At 60.4% G+C, this 18,381-nt stretch carries 15 protein-coding genes; 3 read left to right on the top strand and 12 right to left on the bottom strand.

Annotated features, from left to right (window positions below):
* Nucleotides 1–69: 69 nt before the first annotated feature.
* The 7 genes from sigX to ppsA all read right to left on the bottom strand — a co-directional run bounded on the left by sigX (nt 70) and on the right by ppsA (nt 7,174).
* Nucleotides 70–660 (bottom strand): RNA polymerase sigma factor SigX, encoded by a 591-nt coding sequence (gene sigX, locus ABV589_RS24155; RefSeq protein ID WP_011333251.1) that lies wholly within the window; start codon nt 658–660, stop codon nt 70–72.
* Nucleotides 661–747: 87 nt separating this feature from the next.
* Complete coding sequence (locus tag ABV589_RS24150) at nt 748–1,572, bottom strand: mechanosensitive ion channel domain-containing protein (RefSeq protein ID WP_007916401.1); 825 nt, start codon at nt 1,570–1,572, stop codon at nt 748–750.
* Between the two features lie 2 nt (nt 1,573–1,574).
* A complete protein-coding gene (locus ABV589_RS24145; protein WP_003223293.1) occupies nt 1,575–1,823 on the bottom strand; it encodes a hypothetical protein in 249 nt (82 codons plus the stop codon).
* 63 nt (nt 1,824–1,886) lie between these two features.
* The gene (locus ABV589_RS24140) at nt 1,887–2,882 is read right to left on the bottom strand and encodes a zinc transporter ZntB (RefSeq protein ID WP_183782180.1); all 996 of its coding nucleotides are present in this window, start codon (nt 2,880–2,882) and stop codon (nt 1,887–1,889) included.
* 21 nt (nt 2,883–2,903) lie between these two features.
* Nucleotides 2,904–3,395 carry a ribonuclease E activity regulator RraA gene (gene rraA / locus ABV589_RS24135; RefSeq protein ID WP_215501079.1) on the bottom strand — a complete coding sequence of 164 codons (492 nt, stop codon included), beginning with the start codon at nt 3,393–3,395 and terminating at the stop codon, nt 2,904–2,906.
* Between the two features lie 226 nt (nt 3,396–3,621).
* Complete coding sequence (locus tag ABV589_RS24130; protein WP_367083963.1) at nt 3,622–4,611, bottom strand: alpha/beta fold hydrolase; 990 nt, start codon at nt 4,609–4,611, stop codon at nt 3,622–3,624.
* Between the two features lie 187 nt (nt 4,612–4,798).
* Nucleotides 4,799–7,174, bottom strand: a complete 2,376-nt coding sequence (gene ppsA, locus ABV589_RS24125; RefSeq protein ID WP_007960913.1) for a phosphoenolpyruvate synthase — start codon at nt 7,172–7,174, stop codon at nt 4,799–4,801.
* A 174-nt stretch (nt 7,175–7,348) separates the two neighbouring features.
* On the opposite strand from ppsA, the gene ABV589_RS24120 reads away from it, so the two are divergent.
* On the top strand, nt 7,349–8,167 hold the full coding sequence (locus ABV589_RS24120) for a pyruvate, water dikinase regulatory protein (protein WP_007960912.1): 819 nt from the start codon (nt 7,349–7,351) through the stop codon (nt 8,165–8,167).
* 94 nt (nt 8,168–8,261) lie between these two features.
* On the opposite strand, the gene ABV589_RS24115 is transcribed toward ABV589_RS24120, so the two are convergent.
* Complete coding sequence (locus ABV589_RS24115; RefSeq protein WP_367083962.1) at nt 8,262–9,677, bottom strand: PLP-dependent aminotransferase family protein; 1,416 nt, start codon at nt 9,675–9,677, stop codon at nt 8,262–8,264.
* A gap of 82 nt (nt 9,678–9,759) precedes the next feature.
* On the opposite strand from ABV589_RS24115, the gene ABV589_RS24110 reads away from it, so the two are divergent.
* On the top strand, nt 9,760–10,680 hold the full coding sequence (locus ABV589_RS24110) for an EamA family transporter (protein ID WP_367083961.1): 921 nt from the start codon (nt 9,760–9,762) through the stop codon (nt 10,678–10,680).
* Between the two features lie 66 nt (nt 10,681–10,746).
* Nucleotides 10,747–11,481: an alanyl-tRNA editing protein gene (locus ABV589_RS24105; RefSeq protein ID WP_367083960.1), complete on the top strand. Its 735-nt coding sequence runs from the start codon at nt 10,747–10,749 to the stop codon at nt 11,479–11,481.
* Between the two features lie 9 nt (nt 11,482–11,490).
* Here the strand turns inward: ABV589_RS24105 and prpD are convergent, their stop codons facing one another.
* From prpD to prpC, 4 genes are all read right to left on the bottom strand, one after another.
* Entirely contained in the window at nt 11,491–12,975 is a 1,485-nt protein-coding gene (gene prpD, locus ABV589_RS24100; protein WP_367083959.1) for a 2-methylcitrate dehydratase, read from the bottom strand.
* A gap of 192 nt (nt 12,976–13,167) precedes the next feature.
* Nucleotides 13,168–14,358, bottom strand: a complete 1,191-nt coding sequence (gene prpF / locus ABV589_RS24095; RefSeq protein WP_367083958.1) for a 2-methylaconitate cis-trans isomerase PrpF — start codon at nt 14,356–14,358, stop codon at nt 13,168–13,170.
* 55 nt (nt 14,359–14,413) lie between these two features.
* Nucleotides 14,414–17,008 carry a Fe/S-dependent 2-methylisocitrate dehydratase AcnD gene (gene acnD / locus ABV589_RS24090; protein WP_367083957.1) on the bottom strand — a complete coding sequence of 865 codons (2,595 nt, stop codon included), beginning with the start codon at nt 17,006–17,008 and terminating at the stop codon, nt 14,414–14,416.
* A gap of 206 nt (nt 17,009–17,214) precedes the next feature.
* Entirely contained in the window at nt 17,215–18,342 is a 1,128-nt protein-coding gene (gene prpC / locus ABV589_RS24085) for a 2-methylcitrate synthase (RefSeq protein ID WP_003223270.1), read from the bottom strand.
* Between the last annotated feature and the right edge of the window lie 39 nt (nt 18,343–18,381).

The raw sequence follows: 18,381 nt of genomic DNA, 5'->3' as shown, positions 1-18,381 counted from the left end.
CAAACCGGGGGACAACTCGGCGGCAAGTCTATCAGAACTTGCCTACACGTAAGAGATATTTGCGCTGAACTAAGTTTCAGCAATGCCTGCAAATTTCTCACGCAATTTGTCTAGAGCACGTTTGTACCGCATTTTTGTCGCACTCAAACCCATGTGCATGATGTCTGCGATCTCCTGAAATTCAAGCTCTGCGACAAATCGTAGCACCAGAATTTCACGGTCAATCGGGTTCACATACACCAGCCAGCGATCGAGTCCGCCCTTCTCCTCGGGTTTCGGCGCCTTTTCTTCCGACGCTTCTTCCAGCGGGTCCAGACTCAAGGCGTCCATCAAGCGACGCTTTCGCCGTTCCTTCCGATACTGCGTGATGCATTCGTTATACGTGATGCTGTAGAGCCAGGTTTTGAACTTCGATTTCCCCTCGAAGTTCTTCAGGCCGTACAACACCTTAAGCATCACTTCCTGACAGACATCGTCTGCGTCGCGATCGTTCCCAAGATATCTCGCACAAACGTTAAATAATGTTCGCTGGTAACGCCGCATCAGCTCTTCATAGGCGCGCGTCACGTGAAACAGCTCGGTATGCGAGCGCGCGACCAACTCCTCATCAGAGAGCTCACGGGGGTCATAGCGCGTGGATAGCGTTTGGGCTTTATTCAAAACAAGTCGTGCCGACAGTCAGGTCAATGTCCGCCGCACCCCTCTCAGGGCATTTTGCGGCGGCATACATTAGCAGGGTTTGCCGGGTTAGCGGCTACTCACATGCTGTTCCAGCAGGATCCGATTGGAAAGTGAGACTAGCTCACCCTCATCGGTCAGCAATGTGGTTTTAACCGTGCCGATCTCTTCGATCTGGCCTTCGACCTCGCCAACACGCACTTGTTGCCCAACCTGATACAACTCACGCACATAGATTCCCGCAAGAATCTGACCGGCAATTTCCCGGCTTCCCAAACCCATGGCCAGCGCAACGGCCAGACCAACGGTAATCAATACGATGACGATCACATGGTTCAGCAGGTCAGTCTTGACCTCAAGCTGACTGATCGCAACCGAGATGCTGATGATGATCACCAGCCCCTGTGCAATTCGACCCAAACCTGAAGCGTAGTCCAGCCCTACGCCTTCTGCCGCACCGCGCACCAGGCCGTTGGCCAGTTGCGCAAGCAAAACACCGACCAGCAGCACCAGCGCGGCGCCGAAAACTTTCGGCAAATACAACGCCAGCATGTCCAGCGTAGCTGAAACTCGCTCAAGTCCAAGGGACTCTGCTGCAGAAACCAGAAAAATCAGCAGAACGAACCAGTAGACGATCTTGCCGATCAAGGTCGAGATCGGCACTTGCAGGCCGGCCCGCGACATCAACTTGGTCAGCCCGGTGCCGCCCATCAGGCGATCGAGGCCCAGTTTGGCGAGCAATTTGGACAGCAAGGTATCGAGCAGCTTGGCCACCACGAAACCCAACAGCAGCACTACCAGTGCGCCGAACAGGTTCGGGATGAAATTGGCGACTTTGGTCCACAACGCAGTCATTGCAGTGACGAGGCTCTGAGTCCAGAGATCAAGTTCCATATTCAATCAGCCTTATCAGCAGTGCGTGCAGTAGTTTTACGAAGACGGGAAACCGGCGAAACGTGGGCCGATCCGTTATTCAGGGCGATCATCAGCGCGGGCAGCCAGCGGCCCAGCAGGCTGAACAGATCACCGGCGCCCACTTGGCGGTTGGCGGTTTTGAGTACGCGACCCAGGCATGCGTCGTCGTCACGGCTGGACGGCGAGGCGTTGAGCATGTCGCGCAAAGACTGTTCAAACGGATCGTGCATACGCACCTCTCGTGATGTCTGTGAAAGACGCGGGCAAATTTGGTCGGGTCACATGTTGCATATTCACACCCAGCGCAAACGGCGGAATAACCACCATTGACCGAAGGCCATCGCCAGCACCGTCAGACAGGCAATCAGGAAACCATAGGGGCTGCTGGAGAACGGAATGCCGCCCACGTTGATGCCCAACAGGCCGGTGAGAAAACTCATCGGCAAAAAGATGCAGGTGATGATGCCGAAGCGATACATCGTGCGATTCATGCGCACGTTCAAACGCCGGTCTTCAGCCTCCAGCACAAGCCCCATGCGCTCTCGGGTCAATTCCAGCTCTTCGAGGTAGCGCGTCAGGCTGTTGTTCAATTCGTTCCAGTAGTCGGCGTCATCGTCGACGAACCACGGCAGTTTTATCCGCGTGAGCTGTCCGAAAATGTCCCGCTGCGGTGCCAGAAAACGCTTCAGTCCGGCCGCCCTGCGCCGGATGTGCAGAATCGAGCCATGCTCGGGGGTATACCGTTCGTCGGCATCCAGTTTTTCTTCCTCTTCATCGACCAGTTCCGACAGGCACGTGACCAGATCCTGCACCTTGTTGGTGAGGAATTGCGCCAGATACAGGATCAGTTCAGAGGAGGTTTTCGGGCCTTTGCCTTCGCTCAACAGCGCCAACAGTTCATCGGTGGCGCGCAGCGGACGCAAACGCAGAGAGATGACCCGTTGCGCCGAAGCGAAAATCCGCACCGAGACCATGTCTTCCGGTTCGGCACCGGGATTGAGATTGACCCCGCGCAGAAACAGCAGCAGCTCGGCGTCCGGCAACGGCAACAGGCGCGGTCGAGTGTTTTCTTCCAGCAGCAGGTCGCAGGCAAATTCATTCAGGCCGCTGGATTTGCGCAGCCAGGTCTGGGTTTGTGGATGGCTGCGATCCCAATGCAGCCACAGGCTCTCATGGGCCTGCAGCTGCAGATCGTCGAGGTCAGTCCGGGCAATCGCGCGCGCGCCACCTTTTCCGTCCAGCACCAGGGCATGCACCAGCCCCCACTGCGCGTTTTCTTCCTCGAACATCCGCATCCCTTTGTCGAAAGCTTATTCAGGCATTTTCAGCGGACTCGGCGAAACGATCACGCCGTTGTTGTCCGCATAAATGTATTGGCCCGGGTGGAACGTCACGCCGGCGAAAGTCACCGCTACGTTGAGGTCGCCGATGCCGCGTTTTTCGGTTTTCATCGGATGGCTGGCCAGCGCCTGAACGCCGAGATCGGTCTGGGCAATAACGTCGACATCGCGGATGCAACCGTAGATGACCATCCCTTCCCAACCGTTTTTCGCGGCTTTCTCGGCGATCATGTCGCCCAGCAACGCGCGACGCAGCGAACCGCCGCCATCGACCACCAGCACCTTGCCGTTACCCTTGAGTTCGGCTTGCTCCTTGACCAGCGAGTTATCTTCGAAACATTTGATGGTCACGATTTCGCCGCCGAAGGAATCACGGCCGCCGAAATTGCTGAACATCGGTTCCAGCACCTGCACCAGCTCCGGATAGGCGTCGCACAGGTCAGGCGTGAGGTAATGGTTCATCGAAAAACTCCTGTAAAAAGGAAGACGATCAAGGATGTCGCACTCTTTTGAAACGAGTCCCGGCGGTCGCTGTTTACCTTAGTTCATGCAATGGTCGCTGAACGAACCTGAACAAACGCTGAAACGTAATAGCTAAACAGCCACTAAATATGACCAGAACCGCACAATGCGTCATATCTTAGCCGCAAGCCGACCTGAACGAAATGCTCTTTTCAGAGACTGCGGCTCAGACCGCAGCGGCCAGATCGGGCTTGTCGCCGAGTAACGGCGTCTGCTGATCGTTCAGCCAGCGTGCCACCAACGGCCAGACTTCGGCCTGCGCCGCTTTGCTCACCAGCATCTCGACATGTCCGAAGTTGTCGCTGAAGCCATGCTCGCGTCCCAGATTGACGAACTGTTTGTGCTCGGAGCCGATCTGCTCGAACAGCTTGCGACAGGCCCACGCCGGATCCTGATGATCGCCCGCTGCCGTTACGGCCAGCACCGGCACCTGAACCTCGGCAAGCCCTGCCCACCAATCCTTGTCCTTGTCGCCAAACCGCCCGAACAAGCCGTACCAGCGCATGCTTTCCAGCGCCAGACCGATCGGCTCGTCTTCCGGACCGCGCTTGAGGCGGGAGCCGGACAATTGCGCGAAACGCTTGAGAATGAAGCGTCCGCTCCACTCCACCGGTGGAATCTTCAGCGGCCAGTACGTGCGGCTGACTTGCGTGCCGAAAAACGCCGCAGAAGCCACCGCCGGTTCGCCAAGGTATTCGCCACCCAGCGCCGCTGCCAAGGTGATGCCACCCAGTGAATGGCCGATCCAGTGCGGCACCTGCCCACTCTGCTCGCGGACGAATGCAGCAATCGCCGGCAGATCGTAACGGGCGTAGTCGGCCACGCGGTTGCGCCGGTAGTCCTCATTGCGCTGCGACAGGCCGTGTCCGCGCATCTCCGGGATCCACACGTCGAAGCCCAGACGCGTCAGGTACGCGCCCAGTCCCAGGCCTTTGGGGGAAAACCAGAAGCGCCGGTTGGAAAAGCTGCCGTGCAGCAAAATCACCGGCACACCGCGAGGTGCCGTGTCATCGGCCATGCCCAAACGGGTCACGGCGATCTCCACGGACCAGTCCGGGCTGTTGCCGGGTTTGAGTCGATACACGTCTTCGCTCAGATCACCGCGACGTTCGGCGCTGATCAGAGCGACAGGAAACAGGTTGCTGCTGCTTTGCATAATGCTCTTGCACAAAAAAGGGCGGCATCTACAGGAGCCCGCCCTACTTCAATCTCAAAGCCCCCGACCTTTGTGGGAGCGGGCTTGCTCGCGAAAGCGGTGTATCAGCCAACATTTGTGGCGGATCTTATTCCGTCTTCGCGAGCAAGCCCGCTCCCACAGGGGAGGATGGCCGTTCACATATGGATCAAGCCTGCGCCTGACCTTCCGCGAGGAAGAACCAGGTTTCCAGCACGGAGTCCGGGTTCAGCGACACGCTTTCGATGCCCTGTTCCATCAGCCACTTGGCCAGATCCGGGTGGTCCGAAGGGCCTTGGCCGCAGATGCCGATGTACTTGCCGGCCTTGTTGCACGCGGCAATCGCATTCGCCAGCAGCTTCTTGACCGCTGGATTACGCTCGTCGAACAGGTGCGCGATGATCCCGGAGTCACGGTCCAGGCCCAGGGTCAGCTGGGTCAGGTCGTTGGAACCGATCGAGAAACCGTCGAAGAATTCGAGGAATTCTTCAGCGAGAATCGCGTTGGATGGCAGTTCGCACATCATGATCACGCGCAGGCCGTTGTCGCCACGGGCCAGGCCGTTTTCAGCGAGCAGATCGACCACCTGGCTAGCTTCGCCCAGGGTACGGACGAACGGCACCATGATTTCGACGTTGGTCAGGCCCATCTCGTTGCGCACGCGTTTCAGCGCGCGGCATTCGAGCTCGAAGCAGTCACGGAACGATTCGCTGATGTAACGCGAAGCGCCACGGAAGCCGAGCATCGGGTTTTCTTCTTCCGGCTCGTACAGCTTGCCGCCGATCAGGTTGGCGTATTCGTTGGACTTGAAGTCCGACAGACGCACGATGACCTTCTTCGGCCAGAACGCTGCCGCGAGGGTGCTGATGCCTTCTACCAGTTTTTCGACGTAGAAACCGACCGGATCGTTGTAACCGGCGATGCGCTTGTCGACGCTGTCCTTGATTTCCTGCGGCAGGCCGTCGTAGTTCAGCAGCGCTTTCGGGTGGACGCCGATCATGCGGTTGATGATGAATTCCAGACGGGCCAGGCCGACACCGGCGTTCGGCAGCTGGGCGAAGTCGAAGGCGCGGTCCGGATTGCCGACGTTCATCATGATCTTGAACGGCAGCTCCGGCATGGCGTCCACGGAGTTCTTCTTGACGTCGAAGCCCAGCTCGCCTTCGAAGATGTAACCGGTGTCGCCTTCGGCGCAGGACACGGTCACGCCCTGGCCATCCTTCAGCAGTTGGGTGGCGTTGCCGCAACCCACGACCGCTGGAATCCCCAGTTCACGGGCGATGATCGCCGCGTGGCAGGTACGCCCGCCACGGTTGGTGACGATGGCGCTGGCGCGTTTCATCACCGGTTCCCAGTCCGGGTCGGTCATGTCGGAAACCAGCACGTCGCCGGCCTGGACTTTGTCCATTTCCGAGACGTCCTTGATGATCCGCACTTTACCGGCGCCGATGCGCTGGCCGATGGCACGACCTTCCACCAGCACGGTGCCGGTTTCTTTCAACAGGTAACGTTCCATGACGTTGGCCTGGGTGCGGCTTTTCACGGTTTCCGGGCGGGCCTGCACGATGTACAGCTTGCCGTCGTCACCGTCCTTGGCCCACTCGATGTCCATCGGGCAGCCGTAGTGCTTCTCGATGATCATCGCCTGCTTGGCCAGCTCGCTGACCTCGGCGTCGGTCAGGCAGAAACGCGCGCGTTCGGCCTTGTCGACATCGACAGTTTTCACCGAACGACCGGCCTTGGCCTCGTCGCCGTAGATCATCTTGATCGCTTTGCTGCCGAGGTTGCGGCGCAGGATCGCCGGGCGACCGGCATCCAGGGTGCCTTTGTGCACGTAGAATTCGTCGGGGTTGACCGCGCCTTGTACGACGGTTTCGCCCAGGCCGTAGGCGCCGGTGATGAACACCACGTCACGGAAACCGGATTCGGTATCGAGGGTGAACATCACGCCGGCAGTGCCGGTTTCCGAACGCACCATGCGCTGCACGCCCGCGGACAGGGCGACCAGTTTGTGATCGAAGCCCTGGTGCACGCGGTAGGAAATTGCACGGTCGTTGAACAGCGAAGCGAACACCTCTTTGGCGGCGCGGATAACGTTTTCCACACCACGGATGTTCAGGAAGGTTTCCTGCTGGCCGGCAAACGATGCGTCCGGCAAGTCTTCGGCGGTGGCGGAAGAACGCACGGCCACGGCCACGTCAGGGTTGCCGGCCGACAGCGCGGCGAACGCGGTGCGGATCTCGGTATTCAGTTTTTCAGGGAATTCGGCGTCCATGATCCATTGACGGATCTGCGCGCCGGTCTTGGCCAGCGCGTTGACGTCATCGACGTCCAGGGCGTCGAGAGCCTTGTGGATCTGGTCGTTGAGGCCGCTCAGTTCGAGAAAGTCGCGATAGGCCTGCGCGGTGGTGGCAAAGCCGCCGGGGACCGACACACCGGCACCCGCCAGGTTGCTGATCATCTCGCCCAGGGATGCGTTCTTGCCCCCCACATGCTCAACATCGTGTTTGCCGAGCTTATCGAGGGAAACTACGTACTCTACCAAGGTGATCTCTCCACTAACTGTGTTGGAAAAGCTCAGAAACCGGCTGCTCGGGGGAGCGTGGGCCGGCTGTATGGCCTGGACCTGGAAAATAAGTGAGAATGCGGGCCAATGGCGGCCGGCAAATCGCGCCTATCATATCCAGAAATACTCTTTAGCTTAAGGCCCAAGGTGCAAATGAAACGATCTGCTTTCTTTATCTCCGATGGCACCGGCATTACTGCCGAAACCCTGGGTCAAAGCCTTCTGGCGCAGTTCGAAAACATTACCTTCACCAAGCTCACGCGGCCGTATATCGACAACGCGGACAAAGCGCGGGCCATGGTACAACAAATCAACAAAGCCGCCGAAACCGACGGCTTCCGTCCGATCATCTTCGACACCATCGTCAATCAGGACATCCGTGAGATTCTCGCAACGTCCAATGGTTTCATGATCGACATCTTCTCGACCTTCCTCGCCCCGCTCGAACAGGAACTGACCGAACATTCTTCCTACACCGTCGGCAAGTCGCATTCGATCGGGCACAACTCCAATTACATGGAGCGCATCGAGGCGGTGAACTTCGCCCTCGACAACGATGACGGCGCGCGCACCCACTATTACGACAAGGCGGACCTGATACTAGTGGGCGTGTCGCGTTGTGGTAAGACGCCGACGTGTCTGTACATGGCGATGCAGTTCGGTATCCGTGCGGCCAACTACCCGCTGACCGAAGACGACATGGAGCGCCTGACCCTGCCGACCGCCCTGCGCGCCCATCAGCACAAGCTGTTCGGCCTGACCATCGACCCCGACCGCCTCACCGCGATCCGCAACGAGCGCAAACCCAACAGCCGTTATTCGAGCTATGCCCAGTGCGAATTCGAAGTGCGCGAAGTGGAAAACCTGTTCCGCCGCGAGAACATCCCGCACATCAATTCCACGCATTTTTCGGTGGAGGAGATCTCGGCGAAAATTCTGGTGGAAAAAGGCGTGGAGCGGCGTTTCAAATAACAAAACTCATCCACTGTAGGAGCTGCCGCAGGCTGCGATCTTTTGATTTTGATCGTTAACAGCGAGAGCAAAAGATCGCAGCCTGCGGCAGCTCCTACAGGGGATGATGTTGTATCAGGGCGTTTGCCAGGGCCTCGAACCCGGACAGCAACAACCGATCATCCCCCACCGCATTGCATACACTCGCCCGAATGAACTGCGGCACCGCCGCATGCCCGACCGCAAAGGCCTCGGCGGTGGCCACCAGGTAATTGTTTTCCTTGAGTTCCGCAGCGATCTGCGAGGCCCGCCACAACTGTGGTACCTCGATCCAGAAGTGCGGACTGTGCGCATCCGCCTTGTAATTCAGCCCCGCCAACACCGGCGCGACCAAGGTCTTGCGCCGGCCGATTTCGCTGATCTGCTCATCCAGCAAACGCTCGGCCATGCCGTTGTCGATCCAGCGGCTCGCCAACTCCATCGCCAGCGGATTGGCCATCCAGCAGGTGCCGCGAATGGCCGCACTCAGGCGCCCGATCAGCGCTTGCGGTGCATGCAGATAACCGACCCGCAGGCCGGCTGAAACCGCCTTGCTCAGACTGCCGATCAACACCGCGCGCTCGGCGGCGAAATGGCTCAGCGGCAATGGCCGCTCGCGGGCCAGCACCGCATGCGCGTCGTCTTCGAAAATCAGCAGATTGTGTTGACGACAGATCTCGGCAATCGCCTCACGCCGGGGCACCGACATGACTGCGGCGGTCGGGTTCTGAATCGTCGGTGTGCAGTACAACGCCGAGACGCGATGCTGCCGACAGACCTCTTCCAATGCCGCCGGCAGCAGCCCTTCATCATCCATCGCGACCCCGATGAGTTTGATCCCCAACTGGCGCGCAACGCTGATCAGTCCCGGGTAAGTCAGATGCTCGGTGACCAGCGTGTCGCCGGCCTTGAGCAGGCCCATCAAGGCGCACAGCAAGCCATGCTGGCCGCCGTTGACGCACAACACCTGATCGGCCGGCGGCTGAAACGCGCCATGGCTCAACCAGCGCGCGCCCGCCTGCCGATGCCGCAGCAAACCGCTTTCGACGGTGTAGCCGGTCAACTGTTGCAAGCCGTGCGGATCGCTGCCGAGGCTGTGCAATGTCTGGCTCATGAACAGCGCTTCCTGCCCGGGTATCGGCTGATTGCGGCTCATGTCGAAACAGGCGCGCGGCTCCTCACTGACATTGCGAAAGCCCTTGTCCTGCGGCCGCTCCATCCCGCGCTCACGCACGTAGGTGCCATCGCCGACTCGCGCCACGACCCGACCAACCCGCTCCAGCTCGCCATACGCGCGACTGATGGTACCGATGGTTACCCCCAGGCTGTCGGCCAACAACCGGTGAGGCGGCAGCTTCGCGCCGGCAGCGATCACGCCTTCAGCAATCGCATGCTCCACCGCATCTGCCAGACGCTTGTACTTCACGCCGACACCGTTGGCGAGGCCGTCGCGCAGGATTGACACCATGGCAATACTTACTTTGACAGTCATTGTCGCCCCGAATAGCGTGCTGAAAACAGGTGCAATCAGGGATAGCCCCTTTCAATCACCAGGTCAATGCGGAGCAACCAGCATGTCGACTGCCATCAGCGCACCGTTGAACGCCAGCAAGCCGTGGCTCGCCGGATTGCTCACCAGCACGTTATTTCTGATCGTCTGCCTGAGCTGGGGCACCACGTGGCTGGGGATCAGGATTGCCGTGGAAAGCGTGCCGCCACTGACTGCTGCGGGTCTGCGTTTTCTGATCGCCTTTCCGCTGTTCCTGAGCTTCGCCGTGCTGCGCAAGGAGCCACTGCTGTTCCCACGCCAGAGCCGCTGGTTTTTTGTGTTCGTCACGCTGTCGTACTTCAGTCTGCCGTACTACCTGCTCAACTACGGCGAGATGCACGTTTCCTCAGGCCTGACCGCGCTGCTGTTCAGCTGCATGCCGGTGTTTATCCTGATGTTTTCCGCGCTGTTTCTGCGCGAGAAAATCCTCCCCACGCAGATGCTCGGTATCGCCATCGGTTTTGCCAGCCTGTTCATGATCATTCGCAGCCAGGGCCTGCATCTGGATCAGGCGGAATGGCTCGGCGTATTGGCCATTCTGTGCGCAGCGATCCTGCATGCGCTGTGCTACGTGGTGACCAAAAAGCACGGCAGCGCGATCAGCGTGATCACCTACAACACCCTGCCGATCGGCATCGCCGGGCTGACGTTATTTATTGTCGGTTTGAACCTGGAAGCGCCGGTATTCCACGACGTGAGAGCCCGCTCATGGGGCGCTCTGCTGTACCTCGGACTGGTGGCGTCAGTGGGCGGCTTTATCGTGTATTTCATCCTGCTCAAACGCCTGAGCCCGGTGCTGCTGTCGTTCATCTTCATCATCTTCCCGGTGTTCGCCCTGCTCATCGGCGCCTGGTACGAAGGCACGCCGATCTCCCGCGACCTGATGCTGTACTCGGCGATCCTGCTCGCCGGTTTTGCAATTACCAAGCTACCGCTCAAACGCTGAAAGCCAACGACCCGACGTGCGCACAAGGGATCACACACCACTCAACTTTGAACATCGGAGGTTCAAATGTCGGTACACACCATGGAAACCCTCAGCCTGTTTAACAGCGAACCCTACCGGCGCGCCTTTGGTGCCCGGATCATCGCGGTGGTCGATCAGGCCGTGGTGCTGGAGCACACGCTGTTCTATCCCGCCGGCGGCGGGCAGCCCGGCGACACCGGGCACTTCTGTCTGGTGGATGGCACGCGGATCGAGGTCACCGGAACGCTGCGCGATCCCCTGCTGCCGTCGATCATCTGGCACCAGGTGCAGGAGTGTCCGCCGCAGTTGTGTACCGGTGCACTGGTCAACGCCAGCCTCGACTGGGAGCGGCGCTATCAGCACATGAAGATGCACACCTGCCTGCATCTGCTGGGTGCGCTGATCAATGCGCCAGTCACCGGGTGCAGCATCAGCGCCGACAAGGGCCGACTGGATTTCGATCTGCCGGAGATGACCCTCGACAAGGACAGCATCACCCGCGACCTCAACGCGTTGATCGAGCAAGCGTGCACGGTCAATGTGCTGTCGATGCCGGCCTCGGAATACCCCACGCTGCTGGAGAAAACCGCCAGCAAGACGGTCAAGCCGCCGGCCATTCAGGGTGACTTGCGCATGGTCGAGGTCACTGGCGTCGACATCCAGCCCTGTGGCGGCACCCACGTGCACAACACCCGGGAAATCGGCCGGGTGTATTGCGAAAAGATCGAGAAGAAGAGCAGGACCCACCGGCGCGTGATCCTGCGTTTTGAAACGGCCTGAATGACTGGTCTAAATCACCAACAGATCGACGAAGCGATTGACCGGCGTGGCTTCGAGCGCTTGCTGATCCTTGCACAGGGTGAAGATCTGGTTGCTGCGCTGGCCAGTGAAACGCGTCGCCAGGTTGGCCTTGAACTTGTCCTCCAGCAACGGGATGCCCTCGGCGCGGCGGCGACGGTGGCCGATCGGGTATTCGACCACGACGTTCTCGGTGCTGGAACCGTCCTTGAAAAACACCTGCACCGCGTTGGCAATCGAGCGCTTGTCGGCCTCCAGATACTCGCGGGTGAAACGCGGGTCTTCGACGATGACCATCTTCTCGCGCAGCACATCGATGATCGGGTGCGCGGCGTGGAAGTCGTCCTCGTATTGTTCGGCCAGCAGATTGCCGAACGCCAGCGGCACGGCGGTCATGTACTGGAGGCAGTGATCGCGGTCGGCGGCGTTGGCCAGCGGCCCGACCTTGGAAATGATGCGAATCGCCGACTCATGGGTGGTGATGACGATGCGATCGATCTCATGCAAGCGGTTGCGCACCAACGGATGCAAGGTCACCGCTGCTTCGCAGGCCGTCTGCGCATGGAATTCGGCGGGGAAGCTGATCTTGAACAGCACGTTTTCCATCACGTAACTGCCGTAGGGCCGCGAGAAACTGAAGGCACGTTTGCCTTCGGGCTTGAGCGCCAGATCGTTGTTGGTGTGGCTGAACGACACGTCATAGAAGCCCCATTGCTTTGCCGTCAGCACGCCGGGGATGCCCATCTCGCCGCGCAGGGCGATGTCGGCCAGACGCACGCCACGACTGGTCGCGTCCCCCGCCGCCCAGGATTTGCGTGACCCGGCATTCGGCGCATGGCGATAAGTGCGCAGCGCCTGACCATCGGCAAACGCATGGGACAACGCCGACAGCAGTTGCTCGCGATTGGCGCCCATCAGTTTGGCTGTGACGGCGGTCGAAGCGACTTTCACCAGCAGAACGTGGTCGAGGCCGACGCGGTTGAACGAGTTTTCCAGAGCGATCACGCCTTGGATCTCGTGGGCCATGATCATCGCTTCGAGCACGTCACGCACTGTCAGCGGCGCCTCAGCGTTGGCGATGCGTTTCTGCGACAGGTGATCGGCCACCGCGAGAATCGCACCGAGGTTGTCCGACGGATGCCCCCATTCGGCGGCAAGCCAGGTGTCGTTGTAATCGAGCCAGCGCACGATGCAGCCGATGTCCCACGCGGCTTTCACCGGGTCGAGGCGATAGGAGGTGCCCGGCACCCGTGCGCCGAACGGCACCACGGTGCCCTCGACGATGGGTCCGAGGTGTTTGGTGCATTCGGGAAAACGCAGCGCCAGCAGACCACAGCCCAAGGTGTCCATCAGGCAGTTGCGGGCGGTGTCGAGGGCTTCGGCAGATTCGACGTTGAAGGTGAGGACGTAATCGGCGATGTCCTGCAGGACACGGTCGTAGTCGGGGCGGTTGTTCTGGTCGACGTTGGCGCTCATGTTCGATTCACTCTTGCAGTGGTTCGTTGATGGGACCTCGGTTCAGGCTGGCAAATTTTTATTATTGAAATGCAATCCCTGTAGGAGCTGCCGCAGGCTGCGATCCTTTGATCTTGATCTTGATCTTGATCTTGAAAAACAAGATCAAAAGATCGCAGCCTTCGGCAGCTCCTACAGGGGTTATGTGTTGGGTCAGAAGGCGTCGCGGGGGATGCGCACGTAGCCTTCCATCAGCACCCGCGCACTGCGGCTCATGATGGCCTTTTTCACCACCCACTCACCGTTTTCCAGGCTGGCTTCGGCACCCACGCGCAAGGTTCCGGAGGGATGGCCGAAGCGCACGGCATTGCGCTCGACACCGCCCGCAGCGAGATTCACCAGAGTCCCGGAAATCGCTGCCGCCGTGCCGATTGCCACCGCCGCCGTGCCCATCATCGCGTGGTGCAATTTGCCCATCGACAACGCACGCACCAGCAGATCCACATCAGCGGCGGCAATCGCCTTGCCGCTGGACGCGATGTAATCCGCAGGCTTGGCGACGAACGCGACTTTCGGCGTGTGCTGTCGCTTGGCCGCTTCGTCCAGACTGGAAATCAGGCCCATGCGCAACGCACCGTAGGCGCGGATGGTTTCGAACATCTGCAGGGCTTGCGGGTCGCTGTTGATCGCGCTTTGCAGCTCGGTGCCGGTGTAGCCGATGTCTGCGGCGTTGACAAAAATCGTCGGGATCCCGGCATTGATCATGGTCGCCTGGAACGTGCCGACACCCGGCACCTCAAGCTGATCGATCAGGTTGCCGGTGGGGAACATCGAACCGCCGCCGCCTTCTTCTTCCGCCGCCGGATCGATGAATTCGACCTGCACTTCGGCGGCCGGAAAGGTCACGCCATCGAGTTCGAAATCACCGGTTTCCTGCACTTCGCCATTGGTGATCGGCACGTGGGCGATGATGGTCTTGCCAATGTTGGCCTGCCACACGCGCACCACCGCCACGCCGTTGTGCGGGATGCGGCTGGCCTCCACCAGACCGTTGCTGATGGCGAACGAACCGACCGCCGCCGAGAGGTTGCCGCAGTTGCCGCTCCAGTCGACGAACGGTTTATCGATCGACACCTGACCGAACAGGTAATCGACGTCGTGATCAGCCTTGATGCTTTTCGACAGGATTACTGTTTTGCTGGTGCTCGACGTGGCGCCGCCCATGCCGTCGATCTGCTTGTCGTACGGGTCGGGGCTGCCGATCACCCGCAACAGCAAGGCATCGCGGGCCGGGCCGGGAATCTGCGCGGCTTCGGGCAGATCCTTGAGGCTGAAGAACACGCCTTTGCTGGTACCGCCACGCATGTAGGTGGCGGGGATTTTGATCTGTGGTGTGTGAGCCATGGTTGCTCCTTAACAGCAAACGCGGGTCAACCGACCCGCGCTCGCACTACGTGATTTAAACGGCAACCGCCGACTCTTCGAGGAAGTCCTGGGCGAAGCGCTGCAACACGCCGCCAGCCTCGTAGATCGACACCTCTTCAGCGGTGTCCAGACGGCAGGTCACCGGCACTTCAACGCGCTCGCCGGACTTGCGATGGATCACCAGCGTCAGGTCGGCGCGCGGAGTGCGGGCGCCGATCACGTCGTAGGTTTCGCTGCCGTCGATGGCCAGCGTGTGACGGTCGGTGCCCGGTTTGAACTCCAGCGGCAATACGCCCATGCCCACCAGGTTGGTGCGGTGGATGCGCTCGAAACCTTCGGCGACGATCGCCTCCACACCCGCCAGACGCACGCCCTTGGCCGCCCAGTCGCGGGACGAACCCTGACCGTAATCGGCACCGGCGATGATGATCAGCGGCTGCTTGCGCTCCATGTAGGTTTCAATGGCTTCCCACATGCGCATGACCTTGCCTTCCGGCTCGACCCGCGCCAGCGCCCCCTGTTTGACCTTGCCGTTTTCCTGAACCATTTCGTTGAACAGTTTCGGGTTGGCGAAGGTCGCACGCTGCGCGGTCAAGTGGTCGCCGCGGTGCGTGGCGTAGGAGTTGAAGTCCTCTTCCGGCAGGCCCATTTTCGCCAGGTATTCGCCGGCGGCGCTGTCGAGCATGATCGCGTTGGAGGGTGACAGGTGATCGGTGGTGATGTTGTCCGGCAGCACCGCCAGCGGGCGCATGCCCTTCAGCGGCCGCGCACCGGCCAGCGCACCTTCCCAGTACGGCGGACGCCGAATGTAGGTGCTCATCTCGCGCCAGTCGTACAGCGGCGTGACTTTCGGGCCGGTGTCTTCGTGGATGGCGAACATCGGAATGTAGACCTGACGGAACTGCTCCGGCTTGACCGACGACTTCACCACGGCGTCGATTTCTTCGTCGCTCGGCCAGATGTCTTTCAGGCGGATTTCCTTGCCGTCGACCACGCCCAGCACATCTTTCTCGATGTCGAAACGGATGGTCCCGGCGATGGCGTAAGCGACCACCAGCGGCGGCGACGCGAGGAACGCCTGTTTGGCGTACGGGTGAATGCGCCCGTCAAAGTTGCGGTTACCGGAAAGCACGGCCGTCGCATACAGATCGCGGTCGATGATCTCTTGCTGGATCACCGGATCGAGGGCGCCGGACATGCCGTTGCAAGTGGTGCAGGCAAACGCGACGACGCCGAAACCGAGTTGCTCCAGCTCCGTGGTCAGCCCCGCTTCATCGAGGTACAGCGCCACGGTTTTCGAACCCGGTGCCAGCGAGGATTTGACCCACGGCTTGCGGGTCAGGCCGAGCTTGTTGGCGTTGCGCGCCAGCAGACCGGCGGCGATCACGTTGCGCGGGTTGCTGGTGTTGGTGCAGCTGGTGATGGCCGCGATGATCACCGCGCCGTCAGGCATTTGCCCCGGCACGTCATCCCACTGCCCGGAGATGCCTTTGGCCGCCAGATCCGCCACCGCCACGCGGGCGTGCGGGTTGCTCGGGCCGGCCATGTTGCGCACCACGGACGACAAGTCGAACGTCAGGCCACGCTCGTATTGCGCGCCCTTCAGGCTGTCGGCCCACAGGCCGTTGAGTTTGGCGTACTGCTCGACCAGTTGCACTTGCTGGTCTTCGCGACCGGTGAGTTTCAGGTAGTCGATGGTCTGCTGGTCGATGTAGAACATCGCCGCGGTGGCGCCGTATTCCGGGGCCATGTTGGAGATGGTCGCGCGGTCACCGAGGGTCAGCGCGGACGCGCCTTCGCCGAAGAACTCCAGCCAGGCACCGACGACTTTCTGTTTGCGCAGGTATTCGGTCAGCGCCAGCACCATGTCGGTGGCGGTGATGCCCGGCTGCAGATTGCCCGTCAGTTCGACGCCGACGCTTTCCGGCAGGCGCATCCACGAGGCGCGACCGAGCATCACGCTCTCGGCTTCGAGACCGCCAACGCCGATGGCGATCACGCCCAGCGCATCGACGTGCGGGGTGTGGCTGTCGGTGCCGACGCAGGTGTCGGGGAACGCCACGCCGTCGCGCACCTGAATCACCGGGGACATTTTCTCCAGGTTGATCTGGTGCATGATGCCGTTGCCCGGCGGGATCACGTCGACGTTCTTGAAGGCCTTTTTGGTCCAGTTGATGAAGTGGAAACGGTCTTCGTTGCGCCGGTCTTCGATGGCGCGGTTTTTCTCGAATGCCTGCGGGTCAAAACCGCCCGCCTCCACCGCCAGCGAGTGGTCAACGATCAGTTGCGTCGGCACCACCGGGTTGACTTGCGCCGGATCGCCGCCTTGCTGGGCGATCGCGTCACGCAGGCCGGCGAGGTCGACCAGTGCGGTCTGGCCAAGAATGTCGTGGCACACCACACGCGCCGGGAACCATGGGAAGTCGAGGTCACGTTTGCGCTCGATCAGTTGCTTCAGCGAATCGGTAAGCGTGGCCGGGTCGCAGCGACGCACGAGGTTTTCCGCCAGCACGCGGGAGGTGTACGGCAGGGTGTCGTAGCTGCCGGGCTGAATCGCCTCGACCGCCGCACGGACGTCGAAATAATCCAGGGAACTGCCGGGCAGGTTTTTGCGGAATGCTGTGTTCATCGGGTCAGGACTCGGGTCACGGTAGTTTCAAAGGGAGGGGCCGGACATCAACCCTGAAATTCACACTGAACCCTGTGGGAGCTGGCTTGCCAGCGATGACGGAGTAACATCCGACATAGATGCTGACTGACCTAACGCTATCGCTGGCAAGCCAGCTCCCACAGGGATTTCGTTGCAGTTCAAGATCCGTGTTCGGCCCTCCCCATTCAGCGACGTTCGATTGGCACGAACTTGCGCTGTTCGACGCCGATGTACTCGGCGCTTGGACGGATGATGCGGTTGTTGGCGCGTTGTTCGAACACGTGCGCGGCCCAGCCGGTCAGGCGCGAGCAGACGAAGATCGGCGTGAACAGCTTGGTCGGGATGCCCATGAAGTGGTACGCCGAGGCATGATAGAAGTCGGCGTTGGGGAACAGTTTTTTCTGCTCCCACATGGTCTTGTCGATGGCTTCGGAAACCGGGAACAACACCTTGTCACCGACTTCGTCGGCAAGTTTTTTCGACCAGCCCTTGATCACCTCGTTGCGCGGATCGCTGTCCTTATAGATCGCGTGGCCGAAGCCCATGATCTTGTCCTTGCGTTCGAGCATGCCGAGGGTGCCTTTGATCGCCTCTTCCGGCGACGAGAAGCGCTCGATCATTTCCATCGCCGCCTCGTTGGCACCGCCGTGCAGCGGGCCCCGCAACGAACCGATCGCGGCGGTGACGCAGGAATACAGGTCGGACAGGGTCGACGCGCAAACGCGAGCGGTAAAGGTCGAGGCGTTGAATTCGTGCTCGGCGTAAAGGATCAGCGACACGTTCATCACTTTGACGTGCAGTTCGCTCGGCTTCTTGTCGTGCAGCAGGTGCAGGAAGTGACCGCCGATGGTCGGCTCGTCGCTGACGCAGTTGATGCGCTTGCCGTCGTGGCTGAAGCGATACCAGTAGCACATGATCGCCGGGAATGCGGCGAGCAAGCGGTCGGTCTTGTCGCGTTGTTCGGAGAAGTCTTTCTCCGGCTCGAGGTTGCCGAGGAACGAGCAACCGGTGCGCATCACGTCCATCGGGTGAGCGTCGGCGGGGATGCGTTCCAGGACTTCTTTCAGTGCCTGCGGCAGGTCGCGCAGCTTGCTCAGCTTTTGCTGGTAAGCGTCGAGTTGCGCCTGGGTCGGCAGTTCGCCGTACAGCAGCAGGTATGCCACTTCTTCAAATTGTGCGTCTGCTGCCAGTTCACGCACGTCGTAACCGCGATAAGTCAGCCCGGCACCGGCCTGGCCCACGGTGGACAATGCGGTTTGCCCGGCAACTTGGCCCCGGAGCCCGGCGCCACTGAGTACTTTTGCTTCGGCCATTGCTGTCTCCAATCTTGAATTTGTTAGGGAATCTGCAAT

It is taken from the genome of Pseudomonas sp. HOU2, from assembly GCF_040729435.1.
Taxonomy (GTDB): Bacteria; Pseudomonadota; Gammaproteobacteria; order Pseudomonadales; family Pseudomonadaceae; genus Aquipseudomonas.
The sequence above is the reverse complement of the archived record's forward strand: the minus strand, read 5'-3'. Positions and strand labels throughout refer to the sequence as shown.

Excerpts from the sequence above, each read along its gene's own strand:
- prpC (WP_003223270.1), bottom strand. The coding sequence starts at position 18,342 with ATGGCCGAAGCAAAAGTACTCAGTGGCGCCGGGCTCCGGGGCCAAGTT.
- ABV589_RS24130 (WP_367083963.1), bottom strand. The coding sequence starts at position 4,611 with ATGCAAAGCAGCAGCAACCTGTTTCCTGTCGCTCTGATCAGCGCCGAA.
- ABV589_RS24115 (WP_367083962.1), bottom strand. The coding sequence starts at position 9,677 with ATGACTGTCAAAGTAAGTATTGCCATGGTGTCAATCCTGCGCGACGGC.
- ABV589_RS24105 (WP_367083960.1), top strand. The coding sequence starts at position 10,747 with ATGTCGGTACACACCATGGAAACCCTCAGCCTGTTTAACAGCGAACCC.
- ABV589_RS24120 (WP_007960912.1), top strand. The coding sequence starts at position 7,349 with ATGAAACGATCTGCTTTCTTTATCTCCGATGGCACCGGCATTACTGCC.
- prpD (WP_367083959.1), bottom strand. The coding sequence starts at position 12,975 with ATGAGCGCCAACGTCGACCAGAACAACCGCCCCGACTACGACCGTGTC.
- acnD (WP_367083957.1), bottom strand. The coding sequence starts at position 17,008 with ATGAACACAGCATTCCGCAAAAACCTGCCCGGCAGTTCCCTGGATTAT.
- ABV589_RS24110 (WP_367083961.1), top strand. The coding sequence starts at position 9,760 with ATGTCGACTGCCATCAGCGCACCGTTGAACGCCAGCAAGCCGTGGCTC.
- ABV589_RS24145 (WP_003223293.1), bottom strand. The coding sequence starts at position 1,823 with ATGCACGATCCGTTTGAACAGTCTTTGCGCGACATGCTCAACGCCTCG.
- prpF (WP_367083958.1), bottom strand. The coding sequence starts at position 14,358 with ATGGCTCACACACCACAGATCAAAATCCCCGCCACCTACATGCGTGGC.
- ABV589_RS24140 (WP_183782180.1), bottom strand. The coding sequence starts at position 2,882 with ATGTTCGAGGAAGAAAACGCGCAGTGGGGGCTGGTGCATGCCCTGGTG.
- rraA (WP_215501079.1), bottom strand. The coding sequence starts at position 3,395 with ATGAACCATTACCTCACGCCTGACCTGTGCGACGCCTATCCGGAGCTG.
- ABV589_RS24150 (WP_007916401.1), bottom strand. The coding sequence starts at position 1,572 with ATGGAACTTGATCTCTGGACTCAGAGCCTCGTCACTGCAATGACTGCG.